This is a genomic window from Dactylosporangium sp. NPDC051087 (assembly GCF_055586325.1).
In genome coordinates, this window is the sequence record NZ_JBVJIJ010000014.1 from 242,415 (window position 1) to 261,053 (window position 18,639).

An 18,639-nucleotide genomic window follows, 5' to 3' on the forward strand; every position below is an offset into this window, starting at 1 on the left:
GTCGCGGTGACCGTGGTGGAAGCGCGTGGGCTGAGCGCCCGGACCCGGCGTGGCTGGGTGTTCCGGGACGTGGATCTCGACGTCGGGGCGGGGGAGCGGGTCACGGTCACCGGCCCGGCCGGCAGCGGCCGCACCTCGCTGCTGCTCGCCCTCGCCGGCTGCTTCAGGACCAGCGCCGGCACCGTCCGCCGGGACGGCGTCGTCGCGCTCGGCCACGTCTCCGGCGTGCACGAGCCGGAGCCCGCGCTGACCGTCGCCGAGCACATCGAGGAGCGCCGCGTCCTGCTCGGCCGCCGCCGGCTCAGGAAGACCCCGGACCTGCCGCTGGACCCCGGCACCCTCGGCCGCGACCTCGACGCGCTCGGCCGGCAGCTGCTCGGGCTCACCCTCGCCGGGATGGCCGGCCCGGCCGCGATCGTCGTCGACGACATCGACCTCGGACTGTCCGCCGCGGAGCTGCTCGAGCTCGAAGGCGCGCTGACCGCGCTCACCGGCGACGGGACCGCCGTCGTCGCCGCCGCCCGGGAGTGCGCGGCCGGCCGTGCCTTCGCCCTGGAGGGACACCGATGAGACTCGCCCTGTTCGAGCTGCGGCGCTTCACCCGCGCGCCGATCACGGTCGCCGCGCTGGCCGTCCTCGCCCTGATCCCGCTGCTGTACGGGGCGCTGTACCTGTGGGCGTTCTGGGACCCGTACGGCAACATGCGCCACATCCCGGTGGCCGTCGTCAACGCGGACCGGCCGGCGACGGCCGCCGACGGCAGCACCGTGCACGCCGGCGACGACCTCACCGCCAAGCTCCTGCGCCGGGACGTGTTCGGCTGGCAGCAGACCACCGAGGCGGCCGCCCGCGAGGGGCTCGCCGACGGGCGGTACCAGCTGATCTTCGAGATCCCGGCGGACTTCTCCGCGTCGCTGGTCACCCCGCCCGATCCGGACCGCGACCCGACCGGCGGCCGGCTGCTCGTGGTCAACGACGACGCCACCAACTACCTCACCGGCCAGCTGTCGCGCAGCGTCTTCACCGAGGTCAGGGCCAGCGCCGCCGCGTCCGTCGCCGGCGGCTACTTCGACCGGATGCTGATCGGCTTCACCGACCTCAAGACGCGGACCGCGCAGGCCGCCGACGCCGCCGGTCAGCTCGCCGACGGCGCCACCCAGGCCGGTGCCGGCGCCGGCTCCCTGGTCGGCGGGCTCGACCAGGCCGCGGGCGGCGCCGGCTCGCTGGCGAGCGGGCTCGACCAGGCCGCGAAGGGCTCGAAGCAGCTGTACGACGGGCTCGTCGCCCTCGACCAGGGCGCCGCGCAGCTCGCCGACGGCACCGCCCAGGCGGCGGCCGGCGGGCGGCTGCTCGCCACCAAGGTCGGCGCCGCCGCCGACACGGTCGAGCCGGTGCTGCGCGACAACGCGGCGCTGATCGAGACCGCCGCGACCAGCATCGCCGACGGCGCCGACCTGCTCCGCGACCACCTCGACGCGCTGCCCGCCCTCGCCACCACCGCCACCCAGCGCGCGACCGCCACCCGGTCGTCGCTCGCCGAGCTGGGCCGGCGCTACCCGCAGATCGCCGGCAGTCCTGAGTACCAGGCGGCCGTCGCCGCCGCGGACGACGCCGTCACCGCCGCCCGGCTGGTGCAGACCCGCCTGGAGACCGGCGACCTCGCCGCCGTCCGCGCCGACCTGGACCGCGCGTCGCGGCTCGCCCGGCAGGTCGCGGCCGCCGCGCCGCACCTCGCCGACGACGTCGCCGCCGCCCGCGCGCAGGTCGACCAGCTCGCCGACGGCCTCGACCAGCTCGCCGGCGGCGCCGCCCGGCTGCACGACGGCACCGGTGCCCTGTCCGGCGGCGCCCGCGACCTGTCCGGCGGGCTGTTCCGCCTCGCCACCGGCGCCCAGCAGCTCGACGACGGCCTCGGCGCCCTCTCCGACGGCGGGCACCGGCTCGCCGGCGGGCTCGGTGAGCTCTCCGACGGCGCCAGCCGGCTGGCCCGCGGCCTGTCCGACGGCGCGGCGGCCATTCCCGGCTACGACCCCGACACCCGCGCCGAACGCGCCGGCGTGCTGGGCGACCCCGTCGCCCTCGACCGCGACACCGAGCACCCCGCCGCGACGTACGGGGCCGGGTTCGCGCCGTACTTCCTCGGCCTCGCCCTCTGGGTCGGCGCGATGATCAGCTACATGGTGCTGCGCCCGCTGACCCGCCGGCACCTGGTCTCCGGCGCGCCCGCCCACCGCGCGGCCCTCGCCGGCTGGCTGCCCGGCCTCGTCGTCGGCGTGGTCCAGGCGACGGCGCTGTTCCTGGTCGTGCGCTTCGCCCTCGGCCTGCACCCCGCGCACCCCTTCGGGATGTACGCCTTCCTGTGCCTGACGGCGGTCGCGTTCACGGCGATCGTGCAGTGGCTCGGCGCCCGCCTCGGCGCGGCCGGCCGCCTCGCCGCGCTCGCCGTGCTGATGCTGCAGCTCACGTCGTCCGGCGGCACGTACCCGATCGAGACCACCCCGGGCTTCCTGCAGGCCGTCCACCCGTTCCTGCCCATGACGTACGTCGTGTCAGGGGTCCGGCACCTCGTCAACGGGGGCCCTGGCGGTACGGTCGTCACCGGGGCCCTGGTCCTGGCCGGCTTCGCCGCGCTCGCGTTCACGCTGACGACCCTGGCCGCGTGGCGCGGGCGCCGGTTGACGCCGGCGAAGCTGCACCCGGACCTGGTGATGTAGGGGGTTGTAGGTCGTTGGAACAGGACGGTCGGACGCGTCGCCGGACCGGCACCCGGCAGCGGCTGTACGAGGCGGCGATGGAGCTCATCGCCGAGCACGGCTTCTCCGCCACGACCGTCGAGGACATCGCCCTGCGCGCCGGCGTCGCCAAGGGCACGGTGTATTACAACTTCCCCTCGAAGAACGCCCTCTTCGAGGAGCTGCTCCGGCACGGCGTCGGCATCCTCACCGCCGACTTCCGCACCGCCGTCGAGGGCCTCGCACCGCCGGAGGCCGTCCTCGCGCTGATCCGGGCCGAACTGGCGTACATCGAGCGGCACCGCTCCTTCGCCCAGCTGCTGCTGTCGGAGATGTGGCGCACCAACCGCGAATGGCACCAGACCCTGCAACTGCTGCGCAGCGAGGCCGTCGACGTCATCGCCCTCGTCCTGCGCCGCGGCGTCGACGAGGGCCAGTTCGACGCGGCGCTGGACGTGCGGATGGCCGCGGCGGCCCTCTTCGGCGTCTGCCTCGTGGTTGCCGTCGACTGGCTCGTCTTCGAACCCGACCGCTCCCTGTCCGACGTCCAGGACGCCCTCATCACCGTCATCCGGGCCCGGGTCGGCGTCTGAGGCCAGGCTCAGGGGCCGAGCGTCACCAGGCGGCGCAGCGACTCGCGGTCGCCGCCGACCTCGTACGAGTCCAATGTGGACGGATCGGCCAGCAGGTCGTTGAGGGCGCGGGGATCCGTGATGATGCTCGCGTCGGCGTGGTCCGGGGCGCCCTGGGTGACGTCGACCCGGCCGGGTGCGGTCCGGACCGTCCACACCTCGACGGTGTCCGGGGCGGTGCGCAGCTCGATCCGGTAGGCCGCGGTCCGGTCCGGCCGGGCGGCGCCGCGCAGGTACAGCAGGACCGACGTGGCGCTCAGGGTGAACGGCTCCGCGGGGCGGGGCAGCGCGGCACCCCATGCGCCGAGGGCGGCCAGCACCGCTTCGAGGCCACGGCCGTGCGGGGTCAGGTCATAGATCCACGAGGCGGCGGGCGGGGGCAGGCGGTGGCGGTGCAGGACGCCGCGGGACTCCAGCTCGCGGAGGCGGTCGGCGACCAGGTTGGAGCTGGCACCGGGCAGGCCGCGGCGCAGGTCGGAGAAGCGGCGCGGCCCGAGCAGCAGCTCCCGCACGACGAGCAGCGCCCACCGCTCCCCGACGGCGTCGAGGGCCCGGGCGATCGTGCACGCGTCGCCGTAGCTGCGGGTGGTCGGCATGGTGGTAACGTACAACCTCATGGCTGTGAAAAACAACGTCGTCCACGTCGAGGTCATCGGCGCGGACCCCGCCGGGCTGCGGGACTTCTACGGTCAGTTGTTCGGCTGGGAGTTCGACACGAGCGCACCGGTCGCCCCGTCGGTGTCCGCCGCGGGTGACTACGGCTTCACCGAGACGGGCGGCGGCGTCCCCGGCGGCGTCGGCGGCGGCGAGGGCTTCACGCCGCAGACGGTGTTCTATGTCGGGGTGCCCGATGTGGCGGCCGCGCTGCGGGAGGCGGAGCGCCTGGGTGGCACCCGCCGGATGGGTCCGGAGCGGGCACCCGGCAGGGACCTCGTGGTCGCCCAGTTCACCGACCCCGAGGGCAACCTGATCGGTCTCGCCGGCCCCGCCGCCTGAGGCCCGGTGGCCGACGCGCGGGCCCGGCGTGTACGGCGGCGGCGTGGACACGGTCGCGCCGATCACGGTTTCCCACGCCTGTGCAACGTCGGTCCAAGTCGCCTGTTCGACGTAGACCATTGCGGGACCCGGCCGACGCGATCAAGGCGACCGGCACAGCAGAAGCGGTCGAGGTTTCAACGGTCGGCCGGGCTCAGCCCATCGGGTACGTCGGGCACAGCCGCTTGTGCACCACGTCCAGGATCTTCGCCGCCACCGCCGGCCCGAACCCTTCCGGATGGTCCGGCGCCGTGAACCGCTTGTTCGTGAGGTCGACGAGCTTCGCCCGGTCCTTCGGGAAGCGCTTGATGCTCGAGCACTGATCGCGCCCCCGGTCGACGATCGTCCGCTCGTCCTTTTTACCGATGATGTCCGGGTCGATGGCGCGCAGGTCCGCGATGTACGCGGCCTGCGTCGCCGTGTCGGGCTTCGGCGGGATACCCGCGGCGGCCTCAGCGCTGACCCAGCCCACAGACGTGGTCGGGCTGGCCGCGCTCGTCGCCACGGCGGCATGGGCACCCGGATCCGCTTTCGGGGTGGCGGCGGGTTTGCCACCGCAGGCGACGCCGAGACCCGCTGCGACAGCGAGGGCGAGGACGGTTCGACGCATCAGGCGGCTCCAAGGTCAGGGCGGGGCACGGCCGTGAAACGAGGCGCCCAAGCTGAAACGGCTGGACTTCAAAAGCTGCGGCGTTACTCAGGTGCCGTACCCACCTGCAGGTGGGTTCGGGTGCATAAGGCGGACAGTCCTCGTCCAATGCCCTGCGCCGCCGTCAGCCAGCTCCGGCTGACCGCAACCGCACTTCCAGGCATCGACTCCGTCTCCTGCTACCGGCGGCCAGAACCGCAGCCGGATCGCCTCGACCCTCGGCTCGGTCTGGCTTGGGGCGAACGACTCAACGAACAGCGATGTCGGACGGTCAGCGTGAAGCACCGCCTCGATTGCCAATGGGCTCGATGAACCGCCGCCCATAAGCGCCTCGGCCTGTACCCGGCAGTCGCGGTTGACGACGACCTCAGCGACGAGGAAGTCCTGCCCGTCGGCTCCGTCGCGCCACTCCGTGGGCAAGGTGCCAGGCGTCACCGGACGCATCACCTCGTGCCGAGCGATTCGCTCCATCTTCAACGCGGCCAGCGTCGCGTCCGCGGATTCCCGGGCCGATACCGCCGAGTCGCGGGACACCTGCAGCGCCTCCTCGGCGATGTCGTTCGCTGTCGCCGCAGCATCCTTGGACGCGATCGCGATCGCGTTCGCGTCATGGGAGACCGTCGTCGACTCGCGGGCGATCTTGTTCGCCTCGTCGGCAAGCTTGTTTGCCTTGTCTGCCTTCTGGTTGCCCTCTTCCGCGACTTCGTTCGCCGTCGTGGAGACGCGGTTCGATCGGATCGCAATCACGAGGCGGCGATGCCTGCGGCTCCGCCGACGAACCCGGTGATGGTGCTGGCGATATCTGTCCACATGGGCGCGTCGACCATCGCGGCAGCCTATTGCCGGCCTCGGGTTGCAATCGTCAGCGCAACGTCCGATCATCCATGGCCGACCGGGTCCGGCACCCGGCTACCGCCCCATGCCCTGCAGGTCCGTCAGATACCAGGGCCGTTGGAGGCTCGACCGCCGCGCCCCGGTCGTCGACGGCGTCCAGTTCATCCGCCGCTCGACCGGCGTCTCCCGCGGCACCTGGCGCGGCTCGGGGCCGTCGAGCTGTTCGCCCGGTACGGCCCGTCGACCTGACCGGACCCGCCGCCTGACGCCCGCCTGTCGGCTCAGCCGGCCTGCTGCGGCTTCCGTGTGGTGAGCCCCGGGATCCGTGACCGCCCGGTGGCCGACGCGCGGGGGGCGGGCCGGGACAGGGACTTCTGCGTCGGGGTGTAGGTCTCCGTGTACTGGTCGTAGCGGTACTGCCCGGGGATGGAGATCGCGTCGCCGAGCGGGGCGATCAACGCGTCCTTCAGGGCGAGGACGCCGCCGAGGAGGGTGGCGTATTTCAGGGACGCGGCGTTGCGGGTGAAGTAGGCGGCGGTCGGCGCGCTGAGCTGGCCAGGGGTGGACAGCAGGAGCGGGCCGAAGTTGCCGCCGACCATCGCGCCGCCGGTCAGGGCGTCGAACCAGGTGGACGCGGTCGCCACGGCCGCCACGCGAGGACCGTCGAAGAAGAAGTCGGCGACGGCGACCGCGGTCTCGAACTCGGTCGCGCCGTAGACGGGCCAGTAGAAGAAGTTCTTCGGCCAGGACGGCATCTTGCCGGCGTTGGCGGCGTTGAGCAGGGCCCGGACGCCGGGCCCGCCGACGCCGATCATTCTCGTGCCGGTGTCGATGTCGGGTTGCAGCTTGTTGAGGTACGCGGCGGTCGCGGCGGGCATGGTGTCGCCGGCGGTGAGGACGATGACGGTGCCGGGGTTGGCTCCGGCGGCGGCGCCCGCGGCGAGCGCGTCGTAGTACTTCAGCGACGTGGCGATGATGACGGCCTTCGGGGAGGGCTCGATCTCTTTCGCGATGGCGATCGCGGTGTCGTACTCGGTGGCGCCGGCCAGCCGCACGACGGTGTAGCCGAGGGCCTTCACGGCGCTTTCGACCTTGGCCGACAGTGCGACGGTGCCGCCCAGCAGGTACACCTTGCCGCCGGGGGCGAGGATGCGCTGGATCTCGGCCTTGGTGGAGGCGTGCAGGCCGCCGGGTGGGGTGATCAGCAGGGGGCCCTGCCGGCGCACCGCGAGCGCCGATCCGCCGAGCGCGTCGAGGTAGACGTCGTCGCGGGACAGCACGACGGCCTGCGCCTGCGTGCGGATGCCGTCGTCGACGCCGTGGTCGGCCCAGTTGTACCGGGAGGTCGCGACCGCGGTGTCCAGCGCCGTCTGACCCCAGACCCGCTCGACGACGTTCTGCGCGACCGGCTGCCACCTGGGGCGGCTGCCGCTCGGGGCGATCGTGACGTACTTCTTGGTGGCCAGCTCGATCCGTTTGATCTTCGAGTTGCCGTCCGCGCTGGTGAAGAGGATGCTGTCGCCCTGCGGGGACCAGGCGGGCTCGCGGTTGATGTAGCCGCCCTCGGTCTCCTTCGAGGTCAGCTGCACCTGGTTGGTGCCGTCGGCGTCGGCGAGCCAGATCTGGCTTCCGCCGCCGGAGTCGCTCCGGGTGAACGCGAGCCGGCTGCTGTCCGGGGAGAAGTCGGCACCCCAGCCGTTGTCGATGATCTTGGTGACGACGCCGTACTCCTCGAACCGGTAGATCTCGGAGCCCTCGTACACGTTCCAGGGGCGGCGGTCGAAGACGATCGCGCCGTCGGCGGCGACCGCGGGGCCCAGGGCGTACCGGCCGTCGTTGGGGATGCCGAGGAACGGCACGCTGAACTCCCAGTTGCCGCCGGCGCTGGTGATGAACAGCGTGTTGTCGCCGTTGTTGAACATCCGGTAGATCACGTACCGGCCGCCGTAGGCGTAGACCGGGTCCTCGCCGCCGGGGTCGACCGTGTTCGGGACCAGCTGGAAGTAGTCGCTGCCGTCCGCGCGCACCGACTGCGGGGTGTGCACGCCGCCGTAGACGAACCGGCTGCCGTCCGGGGACCAGCTTCCGGTGCTGCCGCTGTTGGGGATGTCGAACGGTTTGGCGTCGGTGCCGTCGGCGTTGGCGATGAAGATCCCGCCGACCGACGGGTGCAGGAAGGTGATCTTCCCGAGCGAGCCCGGCGGTGTCGCGCGAGCGGGGCGCTGCGACCCCGAGACGGCCGCTGTGGCGGTGGCGGCGGCGATGGCGCCGAGCATGGCTGAGCGGCGGGTGAGCCTGAACGACATGGTATTCCTCCCCGTGAATGATCAGCGGGGAGTGTATGTGGCATCGGCGGCGGCGCGGCAGGGCTGAACGGCCGGACCTTTCAGCGCACCACCCGACGCTGCGGGCGGGTCGGCGCGGTCAGCGCGGCCTGCTCCAGGACGATCGCCACGCGGGCGCCGCGCAGCGGGCCGCGCTCCACGACGAGGCGGCCGCCCGCGGTCTCGGCGACCCTGCGGACGATGTCCAGGCCCAGGCCGGTCGACCCGGCGCCGCTGGAGCCGCGGCGCAGCGCCTTGGCCGGGTCGGCGATGCCCGGTCCCGCGTCGTCGACGATCAGGCCGCGCGGGGACACGTGGACCTCGAAGCCGGTGCCCTCCGGCGTGTGCTGGAAGACGTTGCCGAGCATGCAGTCCACGGCCGACACCAGGTCGGACTCGGCGACCGGCACCCACACCGGCTCGTGGCCGCCGACGACCCGCCACGGACGCTGCTGGTCCTCGGCGAGCACCGACCAGAACGCGAGCCGGTCGGCGACGACCTCGACCAGGTCGGTGCTCTCCGGCACCCGGTCCGCCGCCGAGCGCCGAGCGGTCGTGATGATCTGCTCGATCTCGTCGTCGAGCGCGTCGAACGCCTGCCGCATCCGCTCGCCGATCGGGCCGGGCGGCATCGCGTCGGCGTCCAGCCGCAGCGCGGTCAGCGGCGTGCGCAGCCGGTGCGACAGGTCGGCGGCGAGCTCGCGTTCGGCGTCGGCGAAGGCGACCATCTGGTCCGCCATCCGGTTGAAGCTGCGCGCCGCGTCCCGCAGCTCCGGCGGGCCGTCCGGCTCGACCCGGGCGTGCAGGTCGCCGTCGCCGAACGCCCGCGCGCCCTCGGCGAGCTGCTTCGTGGACCGCACGATCTGCGCGCCGAGCCGGTCCGCGACGAGGGTCGAGCCGCCGATGAGCACGACCGCGAGCCCGACCAGCGCCAGCCACGCCGCGCCGACGCCCCGGCTGAGGTCGGCGTCGGAGACGTACACCTCCACGACCGCGGTCCGGTCGCCGTCCAGCACCACCGTCTGCAGGTAGGCGACGCCCCCGGGTGCGTCCACGGTGAGCGACCGGCCCTGCGTCGCGGCCCGGTCCACCTCGGCGATGGCGGCGTGGCCGGTGCCGACCGTCGGCTCGCCGAGCAGGTGCACGGCGAGGCGTCCGCTCTGCCCGGCCGGGACGGTCGCCACGGCCCGGTCCAGGGCGCCCGACCCGTTGCCCGAGGCGGACGCGAGCGCCGCCACCATCGCGTCGGCCTGATACCGCGCCTCGGCGAGCGCGCGGTCGTGCGCGATCTCCTTGGTGACATAGGCGAGCGGGACGAGGAACGCCAGCGCGATCATCGAGGTGATCGCGAACGACAGGCGCATCAGCGCGTTCCTCATGGCTGCGCGGGGGGCCGGTCCGGGTCGACGAGCATGACGCCGACCCCCCGGAAGGTCCGCAGGTAGCGCGGCGCCGTCGCGCTCTCGCCGAGCTTGCGGCGCAGCCACGACACGTGCACGTCGATCGTCTGGTCCTCGCCGGAGCTGTCCGGCCGCTGCCACACCTCGGTCAGCAGCTCCCGCCGGCTCACCACCCGGCCGGCCCGCTGCGCCAGGTAGGCCAGCAGGTCGAACTCCTTCTTCGTCAGCTGCAGCGGCTGCCCGCCGATGGAGGCGAAGCGCTGCTGCGGGTTGACGTGCAGCGCGCCGATCGTCACCCCGGCCGGCACCGCCGCGGAACCCTGCGTGCCCTGCCCGCGGCGCAGGACCGCGTTGATCCGCGCCGACATTTGCGCGCTGGAGAAGGGTTTCGTCACGTAGTCGTCGGCGCCGGCGTCGAGCAGCCGGATGATGTCGCGCTCCGAGCGCCGGGCGGTGGCGACGATGACGGGCGCGTTGGAGATGCCGCGCAGCATCCGCAGCACGTCGAGGCCGTCCATGTCCGGCAGCCCGAGGTCGAGGATGACCAGGTCCGGCGGGTCGGTCGCGATGACCCGCAGCGCGGATCCGGCGTTGCCGACCGGGCGCACGACGTGGCCGGCGTCGGTCAACGCCCGGGACAGGGCGCCGGAGACGGCGACGTCGTCCTCGACGAGCAGGATCAGCGGCATGGCAACACCGTAGCGCCGGGTTTGCCATGCAAGGCGGAGTGGGTGAGAAGATCGGCGTGTGCGGGTCAGACGTGCGGCGGTGCCGGTGCTGCTGTGGTGCCTGGCGACCACGGCGAGCATCGCCGTCGCGTCGCTGGCGCTGCGCCCCGTGCTGCGCACGGCCGTGCCGTCCGACTCGCTGCCGGTCCCGGCCGCCGAGGCCCGCGGACCCGGCGACCTGATCCCGCAGCCGGGCCTGCCGCCGCCGTCGTCCGTCGTGCCCGTCTCGCCCACCGCAGGCGCGTCGACGGTCGTGCCCCGCACCTCCGGTGCCGCCACCCCGCCGCCGTCGGCGAAGGTGACGACCGCCGCCCCGGCCCGCGTCGTCGACGGCTGGACGGTGACGACCGGCGGTGACGGCGTCGACACCTACCTGCGCTCGTTCCGCTCCGAGGGCGGCGACGCGGTCATCCGCATCCGCGACGGCGCCGTCTCCCTCGTCACCGCCACGCCCCGCAGCGGCTATTCGGTGTCGCGGGCGCAGACGGAGCCGAACCGGCTCGTCGTGCAGTTCATCTCCGAAGGCGGCGAGGCCGCCTACCTCGTCGACGCGATGTGGTGGCAGGGCGCCCCGCACGGCACCATCACCCGCATCGGGACCTGACGGCATCGACACGGCGTGCTACACAGGCGGTGACGTCTCTCGTGGAGGTAGCAGCGTGATCGACATCGCCGAGGTCACCAGCGCGGTCGTGCCGTTCGTTTCCGCGGCGGCCGGCGCATACGGGACGGCCGTCGTCCAGCGGGTCGTCGACCAGGCGAGCGACGCGACCGCGGACGCGACCGTCGGCGTCGGGCGGCGGGTCCTGCGCCGGCTGTTCCTGTCCGGGCGCGGCGCCCAGATCGAGGAGGCCGTCGCGGACCTCGGCGCGGCACCGTCCGACGAGGAGCTCACCGACCTCGTGCGGGCGCAGGTCCGGGCGGCCCTCGCCAGGGACCCGGAGCTGGCCGCCGAGATCGCCGGCATGCTCCCGGCCAGGCCCGGCGTCACGATCACGAACTCCCGCGGCGTGCAGGTCGGCGACCACAACACGCAGACCAACCACTTCGGTGCGTGATCCGCGGAAAAACTGTTATCCGCGGCGCCGGAAAACGTCGGGGCGACCTGGACAAATCTTAAAGTTCAGCTAAGCCAATCCGCAGGTTGCGGCGCTTACCGTCGATGCGTGACCACCGCCCGGACGGTTGCGGGACCGCCACCCGCCACCATGCCGCCGCCCGCCCAACGGGCCCGCGGCGCGGGCGTCGTGTCCACCGGCCTCCACGGGGTGCACCGCGCCCGTGGGGACCGCTCCGCGGTCGCGCCCAGCGCCGCGGCGTCGTCGGCCGGGGCCGCCACCCCTGCCGCGGCGGACCTCCCTCCCCGCCGCGGCCGGGGTGGCGCCCGGTGACGTCGGACCGCCCCACCACCGAAGCCCCGACGCCACCCACGGCCACCGGCACCGAGGGGGAGCCGGCGACCGAAGCCGCCGAGGCCACGGAGACACCGACGGAAGCGGCCACAAAGGCACCGGCAGAAGCCGGCACGGAAACGGCCACGGAAGCACCGACGGAAGCCGCCACGGAAACGGCGGCGGAGCGGACGCCGCCGAAAACCGCCGGGAAGCCGGCCGTGAAGCCGGCCGGGAAGCCCGCCGGGAAGCCGGGCACGGCCCGGAAACCGAACGTCGCGAAGAAGACCGCCGTCCCCGTGCCGCCGGCGCAGGACAGCGACGCGGAGGACCGCGACAGCGACGCGGAGGACCGCGGCCGGGACGTGTGGCGGCGGGTCGGCGCGGTCGTGATCGTGCTCGTGGCCGCGTTCGCCGTGGTGATCCTCTGGGCGCGGCCCGCGCACGAGCCGGCGGCACCCACCGGGCAGCGCAGCACCGCACCGGTCGCGGTGACGTCGCTCAACCCGACCGACATCGCGTACCTGCAGCTGATGATCTCCCTGGACGCCAGCGCGGCGCAGCTGTTCGACCTCATCGTCGCCGGGGGCGACCCGGTGCTGACGCCGATCGCGCGGACCGCCGCCGACGGGCACAAGACCGAGCTCGTCGCGCTGCGCAAGGCGCTCACCGACGGCGGCGCAGTCGAGGACTCCAGCATCCACGCCGGGCACGACCTGCCCGGGATGGTCGTCGACGCGGACATGGCGGCGATCCGGGCGCTGCCCGCCGCGCAGCAGCCGGCGAAGATCGTCGAGGTGCTCCGCGACCACCTGACCGGCACGACCGCGCTGTGCGGCTCGGAGGCGAAGAACGGCTCCGACCCCGCGACCAAGGCCACCGCCGATCAGGTCCTCGCCGCGCACGGCGCGCTGCTGGCACAGCTGCCGACGATGTAACTTTCGCCCTGCTCACCGTGCTGAGCTGCGGCGTTCTTCGTACCATGGCGGCAACCACGACACGTGCGACGACCGCTCCTAGCGTCGGCCACGCCGTCCGCACCCCGGACGGCTGTCCACCGACAGGAGCGTGTGGTGAGAAGACTCTGGGCCGCCGTCGCGGCCAGCAGCATGGCCGTCGTCGGCGCGGTCGCCGTCATCGGGCTCAACAGCACGGCATCGGCGGCCGTCGGCGGCACCGGCACCGGCTACCTGAGCACCCGCGGCAACCAGATCATCGACGCCGGCGGCAACCCGGTCCGGCTGACCGGCCTCAACTGGTTCGGCATGGAGACCGACAACAAGACGTTCCACGGCCTGTGGGCCCGCCCGTGGCGCGACCACATCGACCAGATGGCCAGTCTCGGCTACAACACGCTGCGGGTGCCGTTCTCCGAGGACGCCCTGAAGCCGGGCGCGACCGCCAACAGCGTCGACGGCTACACCAACCCGGACCTGCAGGGGCTGACCCCGCTGCAGATCCTCGACAAGGTCGTCGCCTACGCCGGTACCAAGGGCATGCGCATCCTGCTGGACCGGCACCGCCCGACGAGCGCGGGGCAGAGCGCCCTGTGGTACGTCGCGGCGACGCCCGAGTCGACGTGGATCAGCAACTGGCGCTCCCTCGCCGCGCACTACGCGAACAACCCGACCGTCATCGGCGCCGACCTGCACAACGAGCCGCACGCCGACGGCACGGACCCGAACGGCACCGGCTCGTGCTGGGGCTGCGGCGACGTGAACCGCGACTGGCGCCTCGCCGCCGAACGCGCCGGCAACGCCATCCTCGAGGTCAACCCCAACTGGCTCATCGTCGTCGAGGGCGTCAGCTGCACCAGCGGTGGCAACGCGAACGCGTGGGACAACATCCCCGACGAGCCGTGCGGCTGGTGGGGCGGCAACCTTTCGAAGGCGGGCCAGTTCCCGGTCCGGCTGAACAAGCCGAACAAGCTCGTCTACTCCGCGCACGAGTACGGCAACTCCGTCTACCACCAGGCGTGGTTCGACGACCCGGCGTTCCCCAACAACCTCCCCGCCATCTGGGACCAGTTCTGGGGCTACCTGGAGAAGCAGAACATCGCGCCGGTGCTGGTCGGTGAGTTCGGCTCGACGTTGCAGAGCCCGCAGGACGTGCTGTGGCTGAAGAAGCTCATGGAGTACATGGGCACCGGCGTCACCGGCATGGACTTCACCTACTGGTCGTGGAACCCGAACTCCGGCGACACCGGCGGCATCGTCGGCGACGACTGGAAGACGGTGAACCAGCAGAAGCAGTCGATCCTGCAGCCGTACCTGATCCCGCCGGTCGGCGGGACGGGCCCGACGGGTTCGGCGTCGGCCTCGGTGTCCGCCTCGGTGTCGGTCTCCCCGTCCGGCAACCAGGGCGGCATCTCCTGCACCGCGACGGTCCGCGTCGACAACGCGTGGCAGGGCGGCTACCAGGCCGCGGTCACGGTGAAGAACACCGGCACCGTCGCCGCGAACCCGTTCGTCATCACCTGGACGGTCCCGTCGGGCGTGACCCTCGGCAGCGGCTGGAACGCCACCGTGACCCAGTCCGGCACCACGATCACCGCCGCCGGCCCGTCGTGGGCGCCGTCCCTGCCGCCGGGCGCTTCGGTGTCGGTCGGCTTCACCGCCAACGGCCCCTCCACCCCCGGCCCGACCAACATCAAGCTCAACGGCGTCGCCTGCTCCTGACCGCGGTTCCCGCCGCCGCACCGGTCCACACCCACGTGGGCCGGTGCGGCGGTCAGGTCCTAGTGGACCCGGTAACGGGCGACCAGGTCGTCCATGACCTTGTCGAAGCGCTCGTCGACGACCTGGCGGGACGGGTCCTCGTCGAACCACGACACGATCTCGCGGGCGCCCACGTGGAACGGGACGGTGGCGGTGTAGCCGGGGACGAGGGCGCGGAGCTTGCTGTTGTCGAAGACCATCGAGTGGGCCTTGTCGCCGAGGAGGCCGGCGCCCCACTCGGGGTCGGCGGCGGCGATCGCGTCGGACGGGACGTGCACGAGGTTGGCGGTGACGCCGAGGGCGGCGGCCATGTGCTCGGCGATCTGGTTCCACGTCAGGACGTCGTCGCTGGTGATCTGGAAGACGTCGCCGATCGCGCGGGGGTGGCCGAGCAGCGGGACGAAGCCCTTGGCGAAGTCGGTGTGGTGGGTGAGGGTCCACAGGGAGGTGCCGTCGCCGTGGATGACGACCTCGCGGCCCTGGCGCATGCGGGCCAGGGCGGTCCAGCCGCCGTCGAAGGGGGACAGGGTGCGGTCGTAGGTGTGTGACGGGCGCACGATCGTCGCGGGGAAGCCCTTGTCGCGGTAGACCTGCACGAGGAGGTCCTCACAGGCGATCTTGTCGCGGCTGTACTGCCAGAAGGGGTTGCGCAGCGGCGAGGACTCCACGATCGGCAGCCGGGCCGGTGGGGTCTGGTAGGCCGACGCGGAGCTGATGAAGACATACTGCCCGGTCCGGCCGCGGAACAGCTCGAAGTCCGTGTGCACGTGCTCGGGGGTGAAGGCGACCCAGTCCACGACCGCGTCGAAGGAGTGCCCGGCGAGCGCCGAGCGGGCGGACCCGGGGTCCCGGATGTCGCCGCGCAGGACCGTGACCTCAGGGGGCAGCGGGCGCGTGGTGCTGGCGCCGCGGTTGAGGACATGCAGGTCGATGCCGCTTCGCACGGCCAGGGCGGTGCAGGCGGAGCTGATGATGCCGCTGCCGCCGATGAACAGGACCTTCAACTCAGCTCTCCACCCATCCGTGGGTCCGCGCGAAGCTCACCAGGTGCTGGCGCGCCTGGGCGATCTGGCTGCCGGTCAGCGACGGGACGTGCTGGATGAGCAGCTCGGTCACCTCGGCGGAGAACTCGCGGCTGCTGAGCACGTCGCACAGGCCGTCGTCGTCGCCGGGCTCGGCGTCCTCGTCGTGCACGGGGCGGGCGGCGGCGCGGGTGTGCTCGCGGCGCGCCGGGGCGTCCAGGATGCGCACCATGGCGACCTTCAGGCCGCGCTCGCCTTCCTCGACCTCGTATTCGACGCGCATGCCGGGATGCACGAGGTGCCGCTGCTCACCGAAGTCGTTGGCGTGGACGAACACGTCCTCGCCTCCCGCGTTGGGCGCGATGAACCCGTAACCGCGCACCTCGTCGAACCGCAGAATTCTGCCTGTCTCCACCACGACCACCACCAGCCATCGAACCGGCCCGCGTCCGCAGGGTCCGGCACATCAGAGCATAGGACCACCGAGACGCTTCTTCTGCACCTTGCCCATGGCGTTGCGGGGGAGCGACTCGACCAGGTGCACGACGCGAGGTCGTTTGTGCACGGAGAGGTGACGGGCGACGAAGTCCTCCAGCTCGCGCTCGGCGACCGCGGCGGAGACGACGACGTAGGCGGTGACTGCCTGGCCGAGGTCCGCGTGCGGGGTGCCGATCACGGCCGCCTCGCGGACCGCGGGATGCGCGAGGAGCGCGTCCTCGACCTCGCCCGCGCCGATGCGGTAGCCGCCGGACTTGATGAGGTCGGTGGAGGCGCGGCCGACGATGCGGTGCCATCCGTCCGGGTCCTTGCGGGCGATGTCCCCGGTGCGGAACCAGCCGTCCTCCAGGTCGGCCGCCTGGTGGACGTACCGCCGCAGCAGCATCGGACCGCGCACCCAGAGCTCGCCGATGCCGCCCTCCTCGGCGGCGACCCTGGTCTGCACGCCCTGCACGGGGACGCCGACGTGGCCGGCGCGGCGCGGGCCGTCGGCACGGCCGCTGATCGTGATCAGCGTTTCGGTCATGCCGTAGCGCTCGACCGGCGCGTGCCCGGTGAGGGCGCGCAGCCGGTCGAACACGGGCACGGGCAGGGCGGCGCTGCCGGACACCAGGAGCCTGGCGCGGGAGAGCGCACGGGCCGCCGCGGGCTGCGCGCACACCCGCGACCAGACGGTCGGCACGCCGAAGTAGAGGGTCCCACCGGCGGCGGCATACCGCTCGGGCTCCGGTTTCCGCGTGTGTACGAGCGGCGAGCCCGCCCGCAACGCACCCAGCACCCCGAGGACGAGCCCGTGCACGTGGAACAGTGGCAGCCCGTGCACGAGCCGGTCGCCGGCGGTCCAGTCCCACGCGTCGGCGACGGCGTCCACCCCGGCCTCGAGGGACGCGTGCGTGTGCACGACGCCCTTCGGCGCGCCGGTGGTGCCGGAGGTGTACATGATGAGCGCCGGGTCCTCGGGGGCCGGCTCGGGCAGGCTGATCGAGGAGCGCCGGCCGACGTCGACCGGGTCCAGCAGGACCGCGCCCGAGTCGCCGAGGATGTGCGCGCGCTCGGCCTGGCCGGCGTCGGACGGCACGGGCACGACGGCGGCGCCGGCGAGCAGGCCGCCGACGATCGCGACGACCGTCTCCAGGGACGGGGTCGCGTCGACGGCGACGGTGGCCGCGCCGCGCACGTCGGCGGCGACGGCGAGCGCCGCGCCCAGCAGTGCCTCGGACGACAGGGTGCGGCCGTCGACGGTCACCGCGTCGGGCCGGTCGATGGATCCCGGGCCGGTGGTGCCGGCGAGCAGACGCATGGCGACCATCCTCCCATTTCGTGATGCGACGGTGTCTTGACACCTTCATTTGTGAGCGTTAACACTGTCCCGAGCAACACCCCCGCCACGGACTTGAAACGATTCTGTGCTTTCAAGCCGACCCACGACCAAGACACCCACAGATTTATGCCGGCACCGTTGATAGCGCTCACACGAGGCGTCACCGGGCGCTGCACCCTGCGCACACGTGGAGGACCCCCAGATGAAGTTCCCCAGAGCACTGGCCGCCGCCGGCCTCGGCCTGGCCGTGGCGCTGAGCGTCACCGCGTGCGGCTCGGCGGAGAAGACCGCCGACAAGGAAGCCGGCGCGGCCGCCGGTGCCGGCAGCCTCATCGGCGTGACCATGCCGACGAAGTCGTCCGAGCGGTGGATCGCCGACGGCGACAACGTCAAGGCGGCCCTGGAGAAGCTCGGCTACAAGGTCGACCTGCAGTACGCGGAGAACGACATCCCGACCCAGGTCAACCAGATCGAGAACCAGATCACCAAGGGCGCGAAGCTGCTCATCATCGCCTCGATCGACGGCACCGCGATCACCACCCAGCTGCAGCAGGCGGCGGACAAGAAGATCCCGGTCATCGCCTACGACCGGCTCATCCGCAAGTCGCCCAACGTCGACTACTACGCCACGTTCGACAACTACAAGGTCGGCGTGCAGCAGGCGACCTCGCTGCTGGTGGGCCTGGGCCTGAAGAAGGAGGACGGCACCGACGGCACGGCCACCGGGCCGTTCAACATCGAGCTGTTCGCCGGGTCGCCCGACGACAACAACGCCACGTTCTTCTTCAACGGCGCGATGGACACGCTCAAGCCGTACATCGACAAGGGCACGCTCGTCGTGAAGTCCACCCAGACCGACTTCAAGACCGTCGCCATCCTCCGGTGGGACCCCGCCACGGCGCAGAAGCGCATGGAGGACATCATCACCAAGACGTACGTCGGCGGCACCAAGGTCCAGGGTGTCCTGTCGCCCTACGACGGCCTGTCGATCGGCATCCTGTCCGCGCTGAAGAGCAGCGGCTACGGCACCGCCGGCCAGCCCTACCCGATCGTCACCGGGCAGGACGCGGAGAAGGCGTCGGTCAAGTCCATCATCGCCGGTGAGCAGTACGCGACGATCTACAAGGACACCCGCAAGCTCGCCGACGTCACCGTCAAGATGGCCGACGCGGTCCTCAAGGGCGGCAAGCCGGAGACCAACAACACCAAGGACTACGACAACGGCAACAAGGTCGTCCCGTCGTACCTGCTGGACCCGGTCATCGTCTACAAGTCCAACTACAAGTCGGTCCTCGTCGACTCCGGCTACTACGCCGAGAGCGACCTCAAGTAGCCATGTCCCAGGCTCAGACCGAC

Annotated in this window: 18 protein-coding genes and 1 pseudogene; 10 read left to right on the forward strand and 9 right to left on the reverse strand. The window is 72.5% G+C overall.

The features are described 5' to 3' along the window. Positions 1-6: 6 nt before the first annotated feature. The 3 genes from ACZ6TV_RS27010 (at position 7) to ACZ6TV_RS27020 (ending at position 3,325) form a co-directional block, all read left to right on the forward strand. The gene (locus tag ACZ6TV_RS27010) at positions 7-570 is read left to right on the forward strand and encodes an ATP-binding cassette domain-containing protein (RefSeq protein WP_465300058.1); all 564 of its coding nucleotides are present in this window, start codon (positions 7-9) and stop codon (positions 568-570) included. After that, entirely contained in the window at positions 567-2,714 is a 2,148-nt protein-coding gene (locus tag ACZ6TV_RS27015) for a YhgE/Pip family protein (RefSeq protein WP_465300059.1), read from the forward strand. Before ACZ6TV_RS27010 ends, ACZ6TV_RS27015 begins: the two co-directional genes overlap by 4 nt. 77 nt (positions 2,715-2,791) lie before the next feature. Next, positions 2,792-3,325 carry a TetR/AcrR family transcriptional regulator gene (locus ACZ6TV_RS27020; RefSeq protein ID WP_465300131.1) on the forward strand — a complete coding sequence of 178 codons (534 nt, stop codon included), beginning with the start codon at positions 2,792-2,794 and terminating at the stop codon, positions 3,323-3,325. A gap of 8 nt (positions 3,326-3,333) precedes the next feature. On the opposite strand, the gene ACZ6TV_RS27025 is transcribed toward ACZ6TV_RS27020, so the two are convergent. Beyond that, complete coding sequence (locus ACZ6TV_RS27025; RefSeq protein WP_465300060.1) at positions 3,334-3,960, reverse strand: winged helix-turn-helix transcriptional regulator; 627 nt, start codon at positions 3,958-3,960, stop codon at positions 3,334-3,336. A gap of 19 nt (positions 3,961-3,979) precedes the next feature. On the opposite strand from ACZ6TV_RS27025, the gene ACZ6TV_RS27030 reads away from it, so the two are divergent. Beyond that, on the forward strand, positions 3,980-4,360 hold the full coding sequence (locus ACZ6TV_RS27030; RefSeq protein ID WP_465300061.1) for a VOC family protein: 381 nt from the start codon (positions 3,980-3,982) through the stop codon (positions 4,358-4,360). Positions 4,361-4,553: 193 nt separating this feature from the next. Here ACZ6TV_RS27030 and ACZ6TV_RS27035 read toward each other — a convergent pair whose 3' ends face one another. The 5 genes and pseudogenes from ACZ6TV_RS27035 to ACZ6TV_RS27055 all read right to left on the reverse strand — a co-directional run bounded on the left by ACZ6TV_RS27035 (position 4,554) and on the right by ACZ6TV_RS27055 (position 10,295). Next, positions 4,554-5,009: a hypothetical protein gene (locus tag ACZ6TV_RS27035; protein WP_465300062.1), complete on the reverse strand. Its 456-nt coding sequence runs from the start codon at positions 5,007-5,009 to the stop codon at positions 4,554-4,556. A gap of 87 nt (positions 5,010-5,096) precedes the next feature. Then, positions 5,097-5,795: a hypothetical protein gene (locus ACZ6TV_RS27040; protein ID WP_465300063.1), complete on the reverse strand. Its 699-nt coding sequence runs from the start codon at positions 5,793-5,795 to the stop codon at positions 5,097-5,099. 368 nt (positions 5,796-6,163) lie between these two features. Further along, entirely contained in the window at positions 6,164-8,188 is a 2,025-nt protein-coding gene (locus tag ACZ6TV_RS27045) for a cell wall-binding repeat-containing protein (protein ID WP_465300064.1), read from the reverse strand. Positions 8,189-8,261: 73 nt separating this feature from the next. After that, a pseudogene (locus tag ACZ6TV_RS27050) lies at positions 8,262-9,585 on the reverse strand (sensor histidine kinase); the annotation flags it as partial. Beyond that, positions 9,582-10,295, reverse strand: coding sequence for a response regulator transcription factor (locus ACZ6TV_RS27055; RefSeq protein ID WP_465300065.1), 714 nt, complete (start codon positions 10,293-10,295; stop codon positions 9,582-9,584). The pseudogene ACZ6TV_RS27050 and the gene ACZ6TV_RS27055, both read right to left, overlap by 4 nt. 58 nt (positions 10,296-10,353) lie before the next feature. Here ACZ6TV_RS27055 and ACZ6TV_RS27060 point away from each other — a divergent pair, with 58 nt between their 5' ends. From ACZ6TV_RS27060 to ACZ6TV_RS27080, 5 genes are all read left to right on the forward strand, one after another. Then, a complete protein-coding gene (locus tag ACZ6TV_RS27060; RefSeq protein WP_465300066.1) occupies positions 10,354-10,938 on the forward strand; it encodes a DNA mismatch repair protein MutL in 585 nt (194 codons plus the stop codon). Positions 10,939-10,993: 55 nt separating this feature from the next. Beyond that, a complete protein-coding gene (locus ACZ6TV_RS27065; protein ID WP_465300067.1) occupies positions 10,994-11,392 on the forward strand; it encodes a hypothetical protein in 399 nt (132 codons plus the stop codon). Between the two features lie 108 nt (positions 11,393-11,500). Continuing rightward, the gene (locus ACZ6TV_RS27070) at positions 11,501-11,725 is read left to right on the forward strand and encodes a hypothetical protein (RefSeq protein ID WP_465300068.1); all 225 of its coding nucleotides are present in this window, start codon (positions 11,501-11,503) and stop codon (positions 11,723-11,725) included. A gap of 221 nt (positions 11,726-11,946) precedes the next feature. Further along, a complete protein-coding gene (locus ACZ6TV_RS27075) occupies positions 11,947-12,663 on the forward strand; it encodes a DUF305 domain-containing protein (RefSeq protein WP_465300069.1) in 717 nt (238 codons plus the stop codon). A gap of 135 nt (positions 12,664-12,798) precedes the next feature. After that, positions 12,799-14,403, forward strand: a complete 1,605-nt coding sequence (locus ACZ6TV_RS27080; RefSeq protein WP_465300070.1) for a cellulase family glycosylhydrolase — start codon at positions 12,799-12,801, stop codon at positions 14,401-14,403. Between the two features lie 59 nt (positions 14,404-14,462). Here ACZ6TV_RS27080 and ACZ6TV_RS27085 read toward each other — a convergent pair whose 3' ends face one another. Genes ACZ6TV_RS27085 through ACZ6TV_RS27095 form a run of 3 tightly spaced genes read right to left on the reverse strand, consistent with a single transcriptional unit; the run spans position 14,463 to position 17,262 of the window. Then, a complete protein-coding gene (locus tag ACZ6TV_RS27085) occupies positions 14,463-15,446 on the reverse strand; it encodes an SDR family oxidoreductase (RefSeq protein WP_465300071.1) in 984 nt (327 codons plus the stop codon). Position 15,447: 1 nt separating this feature from the next. Continuing rightward, positions 15,448-15,882, reverse strand: coding sequence for a cold shock domain-containing protein (locus tag ACZ6TV_RS27090; RefSeq protein WP_465300072.1), 435 nt, complete (start codon positions 15,880-15,882; stop codon positions 15,448-15,450). A 48-nt stretch (positions 15,883-15,930) separates the two neighbouring features. Further along, a complete protein-coding gene (locus tag ACZ6TV_RS27095; RefSeq protein WP_465300073.1) occupies positions 15,931-17,262 on the reverse strand; it encodes an AMP-binding protein in 1,332 nt (443 codons plus the stop codon). 223 nt (positions 17,263-17,485) lie between these two features. Here ACZ6TV_RS27095 and chvE point away from each other — a divergent pair, with 223 nt between their 5' ends. Then, entirely contained in the window at positions 17,486-18,616 is a 1,131-nt protein-coding gene (gene chvE, locus ACZ6TV_RS27100) for a multiple monosaccharide ABC transporter substrate-binding protein (RefSeq protein ID WP_465300074.1), read from the forward strand. Positions 18,617-18,639: the final 23 nt, after the last annotated feature.